This is a genomic window from Pseudarthrobacter sp. NPDC055928, from assembly GCF_042270935.1.
Lineage (GTDB): Bacteria > Actinomycetota > Actinomycetes > Actinomycetales > Micrococcaceae > Arthrobacter.
The window spans coordinates 79,932-92,240 of sequence record NZ_JBHJZH010000006.1 but is presented as its reverse complement, the minus strand read 5'-3'; the positions used below and the strand labels follow the sequence as shown (position 1 = coordinate 92,240).

Annotated in this window: 10 protein-coding genes; 4 read left to right on the top strand and 6 right to left on the bottom strand. The window is 62.0% G+C overall.

Annotation, left to right across the window (positions count from 1 at the left end):
* Positions 1-70: 70 nt before the first annotated feature.
* The 3 genes from ACFC25_RS09965 to ACFC25_RS09955 are packed head-to-tail and all read left to right on the top strand — an operon-like array spanning position 71 to position 2,710.
* Complete coding sequence (locus ACFC25_RS09965; protein WP_376044993.1) at positions 71-1,417, top strand: four-carbon acid sugar kinase family protein; 1,347 nt, start codon at positions 71-73, stop codon at positions 1,415-1,417.
* Complete coding sequence (gene pdxA, locus ACFC25_RS09960; RefSeq protein WP_376044992.1) at positions 1,414-2,442, top strand: 4-hydroxythreonine-4-phosphate dehydrogenase PdxA; 1,029 nt, start codon at positions 1,414-1,416, stop codon at positions 2,440-2,442. The genes ACFC25_RS09965 and pdxA overlap by 4 nt, the downstream gene beginning before the upstream one ends.
* A gap of 31 nt (positions 2,443-2,473) precedes the next feature.
* A complete protein-coding gene (locus ACFC25_RS09955) occupies positions 2,474-2,710 on the top strand; it encodes a hypothetical protein (protein ID WP_376044991.1) in 237 nt (78 codons plus the stop codon).
* Positions 2,711-3,343: 633 nt separating this feature from the next.
* Here the strand turns inward: ACFC25_RS09955 and ACFC25_RS09950 are convergent.
* From ACFC25_RS09950 to ACFC25_RS09925, 6 genes are all read right to left on the bottom strand, one after another.
* Positions 3,344-4,414, bottom strand: coding sequence for an IS110 family transposase (locus tag ACFC25_RS09950; RefSeq protein ID WP_376044990.1), 1,071 nt, complete (start codon positions 4,412-4,414; stop codon positions 3,344-3,346).
* A gap of 449 nt (positions 4,415-4,863) precedes the next feature.
* Positions 4,864-6,024, bottom strand: coding sequence for an acyl-CoA dehydrogenase family protein (locus ACFC25_RS09945; RefSeq protein WP_376044989.1), 1,161 nt, complete (start codon positions 6,022-6,024; stop codon positions 4,864-4,866).
* Between the two features lie 118 nt (positions 6,025-6,142).
* A complete protein-coding gene (locus ACFC25_RS09940) occupies positions 6,143-6,355 on the bottom strand; it encodes a CoA transferase (RefSeq protein ID WP_376044988.1) in 213 nt (70 codons plus the stop codon).
* A gap of 735 nt (positions 6,356-7,090) precedes the next feature.
* Positions 7,091-7,900, bottom strand: coding sequence for a cyclase family protein (locus ACFC25_RS09935; protein ID WP_376044987.1), 810 nt, complete (start codon positions 7,898-7,900; stop codon positions 7,091-7,093).
* A gap of 67 nt (positions 7,901-7,967) precedes the next feature.
* Positions 7,968-9,614: a thiamine pyrophosphate-binding protein gene (locus ACFC25_RS09930; RefSeq protein ID WP_376044986.1), complete on the bottom strand. Its 1,647-nt coding sequence runs from the start codon at positions 9,612-9,614 to the stop codon at positions 7,968-7,970.
* Positions 9,615-9,728: 114 nt separating this feature from the next.
* Entirely contained in the window at positions 9,729-10,712 is a 984-nt protein-coding gene (locus ACFC25_RS09925) for a LysR substrate-binding domain-containing protein (protein WP_376044985.1), read from the bottom strand.
* Positions 10,713-10,775: 63 nt separating this feature from the next.
* Between ACFC25_RS09925 and ACFC25_RS09920 the strand changes: the two genes are divergently transcribed.
* Positions 10,776-12,305, top strand: coding sequence for a 2-hydroxymuconic semialdehyde dehydrogenase (locus ACFC25_RS09920; RefSeq protein WP_376044984.1), 1,530 nt, complete (start codon positions 10,776-10,778; stop codon positions 12,303-12,305).
* Positions 12,306-12,309 lie beyond the last annotated feature (4 nt).

Genomic DNA, 12,309 nt, shown 5'->3' with positions numbered 1-12,309 from the left:
TGTAATGATGTCTAGCAGATCCAGCTAGTTACCCGTGGAGAACAGCTGACCACCCGCAGAGAGGAGCACCATGGCCACCGTGTACGTGCAAGCCGACGATTTCTCCGGCGCCTCCGAGGTTGGCTGCTGCTTTGTGGAGCACGGGCTATCCGCCCAGGTCGTCCTGGGCATTGGCACTTTTCAGGGAACCCAAGACGGCTGCACCTCCTGTACGGGGTCAGCCGCCGACGTGATGGTCGCCGATACGCACTCCCGCGGGCTTTCCGAGGCCGCCGCTGAGGCGCTGGTAAAGGATGTCTTCTCCAGCCCTGCAGCTTCCCGTACGCCGGTGCTGTTCAAGAAGATGGACTCCCTGTGGCGCGGCAACATCCGTGCCGAAATTTCCGCACTGACGAGTCTCGGTTTCCATGCCGTAGTGGCGGGGGCACTCCCGCAGCTGCAGCGTTCCATCGTGCATGGCCGCCCTCTAATCGCTGGCACTTCTCTGGCCGAGACGGACCTGTGGCAGGCAGAGGCTTCCGCCGCACCGGCTGCTGTCGCCTCCCTGCTGCGTCCCGAGGATCCTGATCTGGTAAGGACTGTTGAGCTGGCCGAGGTCCGGTCCAGTTCCCTGACCACCAAGCTGGCCGGACTCCTGAACTCTGACGAGCCGCAGCTCGTGGTCGCCGACGGCGAAACGGTGCAGGATCTGGAGCGCGTGGTGGATGCCCTACTCGAGCTGCACTTTCACGCCGGCGGACGGCGCGTGGTACTGGTGGGAACCGGTGGAGTTGCCGATGTGCTCGCCCAGCGACTGTCTGCGAAAGTTGCTCGCACTGCACAAAAGGTAGCATCCATGGACGCAGCCACCGTCGAACCGCAGCCATCCATGAGACCAGTGCTCGCCGTCGTCGGTTCCGCGTCCCAAACCGCGCAGGCACAACTGACTCAGCTGGAAGCACGGGGCTTCACGGTGGTCAGGCTGCACCCTTTATATGCCGGAGCCAGCGGTGCTTTCCAAACGCAGCTTGAGGAAACCAAGCAGGCCCTCAGGGCGGGCAAGAACATTGCCGTCACCCTGGCAGCAGCGAAAGTGGACCCGGCGAAGGCAGCAACCATCGTGCGTGCGCTGTCGAAGTTCGCGGCCGAGGCAGCGAAGGCAACACCCACTGACCTGATCCTTACCGGCGGTGAGACGGCCCGGGAAGTCCTGGACGCCGTCGGCCGCCACAGCCTGGTGCCGCTCGCGGCCGTGCAGCACGGGGCCGTGCTGAGCCGCGCCGATGACGGGACGCTGGTTGGCACCAAGCCCGGCAGCTTCGGTGACGACCTGGCCCTCCTGCAGCTTTACGACGAAATCCGGAAGCGCCGACGCCAGCCCGCCGGACCCTGCCAATGCCCTTCCCACGATACTTTCACGAATCTGGAGCAACAATGACTGAGTCAGCAACGAACAACCAGCCACTCCCCTATGTGGCCGTGACAATGGGCGATGGCGCCGGGGTGGGGCCGGAGGTGGTGGTGGCCGCCGTACTGGATCCGCAGAGCAACGCCGAGTGCCGGCCCGTGGTGATCGGCGACGCGCTGCGCCTGCGCCAGGCCGCGGACGTCCTGGGCATCGAGGCGGACATCCAGAGCATCCGGGACGTGGAGGACGCGGTGTTCACGCCGGGCCGGGTGAACGTGATCGACCTGGCGCTGCTGCCGGAAGACCTGCCATGGGGCCAGCTCTCCCCCGTGGCCGGGCACGCCGCGTACGAGTACATCCGGGTGGCCAGTGAGCTGGCGATGGCCGGGAAGGTGCAGGCGATCTGCACCGCGCCCCTTAATAAGGAGGCGCTGCACGCCGCCGGGCACATCTTCCCCGGACACACCGAGCTGCTGGCGCACCTGACGGGCACGGAGGAAGTGTCCATGATGCTCTCCACGCCCAAGATCCGGGTGATCCACGTGACCACGCACATCGGCCTCATGGACGCGGTCCGCAAGATCAACCCTGACCTGGTTCAGCGAACCATCCGGCGCGGGCATGAAGCGCTGGTCCGCGCCGGCATCCCGAACCCGAAGATCGGCGTGTGCGCCATCAACCCGCACGCCGGCGAGAACGGCCTGTTCGGCCAGGGCGAGGAAGCGGACAAGATCGAGCCGGGCGTGAAGGCCGCGCAGGCTGACGGGATCAACGCGATGGGCCCGCTGCCGGCGGACACGCTGTTCTTCCTGGCCGGCCGCGGCGACTACGACCTGGTGGTGGCCATGTACCACGACCAGGGCCACGGGCCGGTGAAGGTGCTGGGCATCGAGGCCGGCGTGAACATCACGGTCGGCCTGCCGGTGATCCGCACGTCCGTGGACCACGGCACTGCGTTCGACATCGCCGGCAAGGCGATCGCCGATTCCCGGTCCATGGTGGAGGCGCTGCACCAGGCCGCGGAGATGGCCACCCGCCCGTCCGTAGCCGTGTAACCCACGGATGCACGCCTCAATGGAAACTGTTATGAGAACTCTGAACAACGATGTCCAGGGGTTCCAGAGGTCGCCCGGAATGATCGAAGTCCGCGTCGAAAACGTCTTAGAAGTCGACAAGGCGCTCAACAATGCTGTGGACAGCATCCAACCCGCCGCAACCCACCATCAAGTAGGCATCATGATCACCCAGACCGGGCCTGGCCACTACATTGTTCGCGCCCACCCGGAGGTACCGTACGGACTGACCCGGCAGAGCAGCGCATAAACACAGCCCGATCGGCCAGGAAGGCGAGGACTTCACGACCGAAAGCAGTCCTGAGACGGCTGCGAAAGAGGCATCCGGGGAAAATGTATGCGCATTCTTCCGTTGGTCGGCATCACATTTTAGGTATCACCCTCAGGGGTGCCGGCAAAATCGTCATCGTTGCCTTAGATGTTCGCTTGGGCCACACCCCAACCTGACGTCGGGGCGTCTGATGTGGGAAGACTTGTTCGCGGGTGGAGCTCGGGTCTGGTTCTCAGATACCTGACGAATGCAGGAGGTGACAGGGCCCGCCCCTCCCCTAGGTGGCTTTCCTTCAGACCCGATTCTTCGGACCATTTTGATAGTTCTCGGGCTACCGCAGCCCGGTTCCTGCCCTCCAACTGTCAGGTTGGGATCTGAGAACATCATGAGTCACCGTCAATAATGCCGAATTTCGCGCTACTCTGACGCCAGACCGGCGCCCGCAAGTTGCCCGCGCTTCCCCGCGCCCCTTTCCAACGCTGCTCTAGGGCGAGGCGACCGCCGAGAAGCCCTAACGGGCAAGGCGTGCAGGAACCCGCACATGGCTCCTGCTTCCTGGCATTACCCGATAGCTACTTGACCGAATATCCGTTATCGACTCTTCTATGGTTGTCAACGTAGCAATGGCTTGAGGCAGTTGGCGTTGAGCGTGCGGTAGATCCGTCGGGCGAGGTAGCGTTTCACGCACCGACGGATCTCCTTTTTGGTTAGACCTTCTGCCTTTCGTTTGGCTGCGTATGCGATGGTTTCCGGATCGAATGCCATTCTTGTTAGAGCAATCATGTGCAGCGCTTTATTGAGGGTCCTGTCGCCGCCGCGGTTGAGCCTGTGACGGACGGTATTTCCGGATGAGGCGGGAATGGGGTTGACTCCGGCCAAGGAGGCGAAAGCTGCCCCGGAACGTACCCGGCCCTGATAAGACCAATCGGTGAGACAGATGGTTGCCGTGACTGGGCCAAAGCCGGATTCCTGCAGCAGTGGCGCGGCTTCGCTGACCTCAACCAATTCGGTGATCCGGGAGCCGTTTGCTTTGATTTCAGCATCCAGGTCGCCGATGCGCTTAGCGCGCCTAACTGCTTCGAAGCGGGCTACCGATACCGCAAGCGGTTCTTCACGGGCCCCCCACCTGGACACCTCTAGTATCTGGCTCCCGGTCAATGAGCTCCGCGCGTCCAAACCCAAATCATTGGTCCGGAGCAGTGCGGTCAACGCATTGACTGTCCTGGTCCGGTCGGTTGTCATCGACTGACGTGCACAGACCAGGACCCGCAAGGCTGCGCGGACCCCTTCGTTCAACCGTGGCCGGCGCAACTTATCTTCTTCCAAGGCAAGGACCGCAGAAGCGATCCGGTGCGCGTCCAACGGATCCGATTTTCCAACCCCACGACGGGGCATGGCATCCATGCGAGTGGCCTCGGCGACCTGGTAACCGGCAGCAGCGACAGCCCCGGCCAGCACGGCACCATAAGAAGCGGCGCCCTCGATCACCCACAGAGTTGCTAGATCGGCTTCGGTGCGACGGGCGACCCAGGCAATAGAGCGACTGATTCCGGCACCAGTCACAGGGAATTCCCGGGTGTCGATCTGTTCTCCGCTTGGCACGGCGATGATGGCGAAGACGTGCTTCCGGGCATGGGTGTCAACGCCCACGACAAACGGGTGGGAATAGGCAACGATAGTCATAGCGGTTCTGGCAACTTCCTCATTTCGCGGACATGGTCAGGGCCGTTACGGGCCGGTACCAGTCCGGGTAGAGGTCACTTCGGAACAGTACTGTGACGAGCCACGCCCCGCGAGGAGCGGACAATCTTCTGATTGCGTCACCGAGGTGGGCCGGGCAGGTGCCGGCCGCCCACCCAGCAGACGGACATGTCGATAAAAGGACACTCAAGAAAGAGCCGGGGCCAAGCGTTTAATGAGTCACGACCGCCAGGTGGAACGGCCTGCACTTACTCTGCCAGCCAATCCCAGACCAGCCACTCCAATCCTCACAGGCGTTTCAAAACAGGCGGCGGGGGTGGGCTGCGAAGGAGTTACCTACACTGTCTTTCTAAGAAACGGTCCCCGGGATGCCCTTGAGCCGGTAGTGATGGAAACGGACTGGGAGTTCGCAGGGCCGAGGGTCCGTTCCCTCAGCGGAAGGCAGGGACGCCGGTGAGTTTGTTGCCCAGGATCAGGGTGTGGACCTCATCGGTGCCTTCGTAAGTGCGCACGGATTCCAGATTGTTTGCGTGGCGCAGCGGGGAGTAGTCCAGCGTAATGCCGTTGCCGCCGATTATGGTGCGAGCCTCGCGGGCGATCTTTATCGCTTCTCGGCAGTTGTTAAGTTTCCCGACCGATATCTGGTCCGTCTGCAGTGTTCCGGCGTCCTTTTTGCGGCCCAGGTGCAGGGCGAGCAGGAAGCCTTTGTTGATTTCCAGCGCCATGTCCACCAGCTTCTGTTGGGTTAACTGGTATCGGGCAAGCGGTTTGTCGAACTGCATGCGTTCCTTGGAGTACTCCAGGGCCGCCTCGAACGCGTCACGCGCCGCGCCCATAGCGCCCCAGATAATTCCATAGCGTGCTTCGTTGAGGCACGAGAAGGGACCCTTGAGACCCTTGACGTTCGGCAGGGCCGCACTGTCGGGCAAGCGCACGTTGGTGAGGCCAATGTCGCACTGGATGGAGGCGCGCATGGACAGCTTCTGCTCGATGGGGGTGGCTGTAAACCCCCGGGTGGACGTGGGCACGACGAAGCCGCGCACTCCCTCGTCTGTTTGCGCCCAGATGACGGCGACCTTGGCGACGGACGCTAGACCGATCCAGCGTTTGGCGCCGTTAAGCAGCCAGTCATTGCCATCGCGGCGGGCGAAAGTTGTCATGCTGCCCGGATCCGACCCTGCCGTGGGTTCGGTGAGTCCGAAGCAGCCTATTGCTTCACCTTTGGCCATTGCGGGCAGCCACTCTTGCTTCTGTTCCTCGGAGCCGTGCTTGTGGATGGCGCTCATGGCCAGTGAGCCCTGAACCGAGACGAAGGTGCGCAGACCGGAATCGCCGGCTTCGAGCTCTGCGCCCGCCAAGCCGTAGTCGACGGCGGAGCGCCCGGCACAGCCGTAGCCCTTCAGATGCATGCCGAGCACGCCCAGCTTGGCGAGCTCCGGGACGATCTCGACCGGGAAGATGGCCCTCTCGTACCAGCCCGCGATGTTTGGCTTGATTTCGCTGTCCACGAAGGCCCGGATGGTAGAGCGCAGCGCACGCTCCTCCGCGGTCAGCAGGGAATCGAAGTCGATGAGGTCGCTGATGTCAGGCATTAGGGGCCTTTCGTGGTTGCGGTCGGAGTGTGCGCGAAGGTGGTGCCTCACCGACGCTGTTGACATTAGCGGAGGGAACCCCTGCGGCCAGCAGTTTTTGTTGGCCTAGGGCGGCGTGTCAGTGACCAATGCCCCCTTTGAGGACAGTGCTCAGGTCCGTGCGGTTTTCGACGCGGCGTTCGTTGGTGCTGAACCTGGGATCTTTCCCCCGCCCGTGGAGGCACAGGACCTTGTCCAATGCAACAAACTGCCGGTCGTCGCCGACGGCGATGGCTATGGTGCCACCTCCAGTAGGGAAGTTTTTATAGGGGCTGATGCGTGCTCCACGCACACAAACCGACGGCTATCGGCGTTTGCAAATTGGCAGAGATCGCTTGGAATCGAGCTAGTCCCGTTTGTGAAACTGCCGGTGTAATTGTTCGTCGGTCATCCGGTACCGCATGTTCCCATCCAGCAGGTGCGGTTCGATCCAAACCTCGTAGTTGTCAGCTGCCGAAAATAGCTCACGTCCTTGTACTCCATCTGCTGCTACCCAAAGCAGACTAGAGTCCTGCATTACGTCTTCAACAATGCCGGCCCGGACGAGGGTGCCCCACCTCGTTATTTCCACGGGGGCGCCGGCCAGTAGATTCCACTTTTTCATCCGGTACTTGACCGTTCGTCTTAGTTTCATACGGAGCCTAACGGCCTAGCCCTGAGCCGGGTTCTGAAGCCCTATCGCCCGGTTCGGGTTCCTGTCTTGTTCCTGCCATGTGACTGAGGAGAGTTGTGAAGGCGTAGGCAGCAGGGGTCGGTGTCGAGGGATTCTGTTCTGAGCCAGAGCCGAACGTAGTAGTGGCATCGGGAGTGGGCTTGTTTCGCTCGCCAAGATGGTCTCCTGTTTCTGGATAGCGTGAGCTCTGCACCACGCGATGTGAGCCACCGCGTCAGTGTTGTCACAGGTCCAAAGCGACTGACGGGCTGCCAGCAACTCGTTCTTACCGCATCATCTTCCAGAGGCTGGCACGTACGTATTCAACCCGTCCTCTGGAGGCGCTGAAGGGGCGGTTCCTGTAGTTGTCTGGGTTTATGCCTGGGCTGCCTCGACGAAGGCCAGCACGCGTGCTGGGCTAGCTGTGCCGCCGACAATTGGCAATGGCGTGACGACGATGAAAGCGCCGGTGGCTGGCAGTCGGCGAACGTTTTTTAGCGACGTTACGCCGTACTTGTCGTTGCCAAGGAGGAAGTGATGCATTGGGAAAGGTGGTTCGAGACCGAATCCTGCCCCGGCATCAATGCCGACGGTCTCAACACCGAACCCTGCGATTTCCGTCTCTTCAGCGAGCCAGCGCGCGCAGTCCGATGAGACGCCAGGGGTGTGTGGCCCGGTTCCATCTGCGTTGAGGAACAGAGCTTCGTCGTGCCCATATTGATCCCATCCTGTGCGGTAAAGCAGCCATGCACCCCTGGGCAGCTTGCCGTGGGCGTCCTCCCACGCCTTAACATGGTGGATCTCGAGCAGAAAGTCCGGGTCTGCGGCGACTTCGGAGCTCACATCGATCACGACGGCGGGCCCGACCAGTCTCTCTACGGGCAGTTGGGATACGTCCCGGCCTGCCCGACCGCTGATCCAGTGAATCGGAGCATCGACGTGTGTGCCGAAATGCTCTCCGATATGGATGTTGTTGTGAGCCCACATGGGACCGCGTTCATCGTAGGCGGCAACCTGTTCGAGGCTGAGATCTATCACGTTGGTCAGCGGTTCGGGCAAGCGCAGAGCGGGAGTCTCCGGCGTCAGTGGCGTGGTGAGGTCGATGACCTGGATGTGTCCTTTCGCCAGGCCTTCGAGCAGGCTCTCAAGGGTACCGGCTCCTGCGGTCGGTGCTGTCTCGGTCATGGTCGTTCTTGCCTCTCGTTCTTTGATGCATGCCGGATGAGTGTGTTGCTGGGGTTCGTTGGCCTTCCTAGTGGCCTTTGAACGCTTCCTCGAGCCACCATGAGGCAAAGCTGACGGTCTTCGCGTCGATCAGCAGGGGGGTGTCACGAGGTCCATCGAGCCAGTGACGGACGGGATCGAGGTCTTCGGGTGTCCTGACGGTGGCGGCAGTGAAGCCGTACCCCCGGGCGATGGCCGCGAAGTCAGTGTCGGGGAACGTAATGAGCCCCATTGCGTGGTCGCTTTCGCCGAAATGGTGGACCTCGGCCCCATAGGCGGAGTCGTTGTAGACGATGACTACCATCGGAATGCCCAGACGAACGACCGACTCCATCTCGGCCGACGCCATCAGTGCACCGCCGTCGCCGGTACCAAGAACCGGAAGGCGGTCCGGTTGAGCGTACGCGGCGCCAATAGCACTAGCTAGGCCGAGGCCGACACACTGGAAAGCTTGGCTGAAGACGAGTCCGTTTTCGTCGGGGATATCGAGGAAAGCGCTCGGGTAGCCGAGAAAGTTACCCGAATCGACAGCGACCACGCGTTCCTTATCGAGCAGGCGGTCCAGGGCGATGGTCAGCGTGCGGGGGTCTATGCGCTCACCGTCACCGAGATCCTCGTACGGAACGTCCTGCCAGCGGCCCTCACACTTGATAGCCTCCGCCATTTCTTCCGTGCGGTAGCCAACCCGCGACAAACCACGCTTTTTCAACTCCTCCGTCACTGCGGCCGCCGTAGCAGCGGAGTCACCGAGTACGCCGAAGTTGATAGGACGGTGCTTACCAGGTGCCAGCGGATCTACATCTACCTGTACCACGGTAGCTTCGGGACCGATGAGTGTGCCGTGACGCATCGTCCACATATTCAGCGCCGAACCGAACGAGATGATCAGGTCAGCGCCCTGGATGCTGCGCGCCGCCAACGGCGTACTGAAGCCGCCGGAGATATCCAGGTAAAAAGGGTCATCGTTGAACAGTCCCCGGGCGACGGCGGAGGTTGCCAACAGCGCGCCTGACGCCCGGGCAAGTTCCCGCAATTCGGGACCGGCAGCGCGGCCACCCCGGCCGGCAATGACAACCGGGCGTTCGGACCGCTCGATAAGGTCCGCCAAGCGGGTAACGTCTCCGGTGGCGGGTGCCACCGATGGGCTCAGGGCGGCCAAACCGGGCAGGGATGGCAAAAACTCTTCAGTGGTCTCAGCGCTCTGGACGTCAAGGGGCAGATTGACCAGCACAGGGATGCGCCTCGTGACGGCGGTCCGATAAGCAAGGGCAACATCGCGGGCTGCGGTTTCGCGGGTGATGCGGAAGCTGGCAGCCCCTACCGATTCGACCAGGCGGTCCTGCTCGATGCGGAAGTTGGAGTGAATCGCCGAAGCGGCAACCTCCGCTGTCAGAATCAGCATGGGAGAACCCGACTTTGCGGCCTCTGCTATGCCTGTTATCGCGTTTGTAAGGCCGCATCCCTGGTGCAGGGAGATGGCAGGAACGGAGTCACCAACCCGCGCGAAAGCATCAGCCATGGACGCTGCACCACCCTCGTGGCGGGCAGCGACGTAGGTCGCCCCGCGCTCGACAAGGGCTTTCGTAATGTCATAGTTGCCGCTGCCAACGACGCCGAAGACCTGCCGAACGCCGAGGACAATAAGCGTTTCGGCCACTTTCTCGAATACACGCATCTGAAACTTACCTCGAATTATGGGTAGGGGCGGTTTGCCGCAAGGTTTTGATAAACATGCTTCCTTGCCGGGGACAGATATGGCTAATGCCTATTTGGGTCCCCTGGGTTCCCATTAGGGCATACCTGGGCTGCCCACGGGGCGGGTTTGTTTGCGGATAGCGGCAGGAAGTGTTTTGCGGATGTCGGTGGCCACCTTCTCGATGCATTGCAGCATCAGTGCGACGGCGGGGCTCGGCAGTCTGTCCGGCAAGGTCGTCACGCCAACGGTCTGTCCGATGCCCTTGATCCGTGCATCCACAATGCGCAGCAGCGGGTCGGCGGCGCCGATGGTGTGCGGTTGAAGAGCAAGGAAGTCGGTTTCCGCCACGATGGCACGAAGAGTCAACGTCGAGGAGCAGTCCACCTGCTGTTCGGGCAGTTCGAGGCCGTCACGCGCGAAAGCACGCTCCAGCTCTCCGCGCAGCGCGGTCTGCGCGATGGGCATGACCCAGGGGTAATTCCGCAGGTCGGCCAGAGTCGTGGGGCCGAGGTCAAGAACAGGGTGTCCAACCCGCGCAACTACCTCCATGGGCTCGTGGTAGAGAGCGGCCTGCTGCAGCTCCGGCTCGCCGTGCTGGGCCGTGAGGCGTCCTACAACCACATCAATTTCGCCGGTGACGAGTCCGTTGATTAACCGGTCGGGGGTTGCCTCGTGGACATGGATACTCACATGCGGGCGTTGCTGTTTGAGCAGTGCAATTGCTTTCGGTACCAGCAGGTTCCCGCCCGCTACGTAAGTGCCGACCGTAACCGATCCCGCAGTTGCGTCAGCAAGCTCGGCTATGTGCTGTGTCGCCTGCTTAAGGTGTCCCACGACAGCTCGGGCATGGTCGACGAAAACTTCGGCATAGGGTGTGAGGCGAACACCCCGCGCCCCCCTTTCAAAAAGCGGGGCTCCCAGAGCCTCTTCGACCTCGCGCAACCCCCGACTGACCACTGGCTGGGTTATGTAGAGATGTCGCGCAGCACTGACGATGCTGCCCTGTTCCGCAATTGTCAGCACCAGGACGAGGTGGCGAATTTTGAGTGGCCCGTTCAGGAGCGATCTGATGTCCATGCCAAGATGATATGCCCGTTTAGACATGGGCGGTTCGGGAATAAGCATTCGACGGACATGGATATGGCGAGCAGACTGGGTGATGTAACCCACATCGACAACCCGGGAGAAGTGTCCAATATGGCGATTCCTACCCTGCGTAACTTCGTCGGCGGAGCCTTCATTGACGCGACCGCTGCCACGTTTGAAAAAATCAGCCCGGTGGACGGCAGCGTGGTCTCCTACGTCGCCGAAGCCGACCGCGGCACTATCGACATGGCAGTGAAGGCGGGCCGCGATGCCCTGCAGGGCCGCTGGGGCCGCTCAACTGTCAATGAGCGGGCCGCGCTGCTGCGCCGCATCGCCGACCGTATCGAGGCACGTTTTGATGACTTGCTGGCGGCGGAAATCGCGGACACCGGCAAGCCGGAGGCGCTGGCCCGGGACCTTGACGTCGCCCGTGCGGCCGCCAATTTTCGGGCGTTTGCCGACATTATTTCTGCCGAGGGCCTCGACTCCTTCCTGACCGAACTGCCCGATGGACGGCGTGCTCTTAATTACGCGCTTCGCCGGCCGCTGGGTGTCGTTGCGGTAGTGGTTCCCTGGAATCTGCCGCTGCTGTTGCTGACATGGAAGGTTGCCCCGGCGATCGCGTGCGGGAACGTCGTCATTGTGAAGCCATCGGAGGAAACACCGTCTTCGGCCACGGTGCTTGCGGAGATCATGGCCGAGGCGGGCGTGCCCGATGGCGTGTTCAACCTGGTTCACGGCTTTGGGCCGAACTCGGCCGGAGAATTTCTCACTACGCATGAGGGCATCGATGGGATCACTTTCACAGGCGAATCATCGACCGGTTCGGCCATCATGCATGCCGCTGCAGCCAACGTGCGCCCCGTTTCCTTTGAACTCGGCGGCAAGAACGCGGCACTCGTCTTCGCCGACACCGATATCGAACGCGCCATAGACGGACTCACCCGGTCTATCTTCACCAACACCGGCCAGGTGTGTCTTTGCACCGAACGTGTGTACATCCAGCGCCCCATTTTCGACGAAGTGGTCCAGGGGCTCGCCGAACGAGCCAAGGGCTTGACCTTGGGCAGGCCCCGGGACGCCCGCACCACGACGGGTCCGCTTATTTCACTGAACCATCGGCAAAAAGTGCTTTCATACCTCGAAAGGGCACAGCAGCAGGGCGGGGACGCAATCGTAGGCGGCGGCATCCCGAACCTTGGTCAGGAGCTCAGCGGCGGTGCCTGGATCGAACCGACGTTGTGGACCGGACTAAGCCACGACGCGCCCGTCATGCGCGAAGAGATTTTCGGTCCCGTCGCCGGCCTTATCCCCTTTGACGACGAGGAAGAAGCAATACGCCTGGCCAACGATACAAAGTACGGACTCGCCGCCTCCGTTTGGACCAGCGATCTGGACCGCGGTCACCGCGTGGCCGGACTCATCAATACGGGCATTACGTGGGTCAACACATGGTTCCTGCGTGACCTTCGCTCCCCGTTCGGCGGCGCCGGGCTGTCCGGCATCGGCCGCGAAGGCGGCACCCACTCCCTGCATTTCTACACCGAGCCCACAAACGTGTGCGTGAACCTCAGCGAGGCCTGATCCT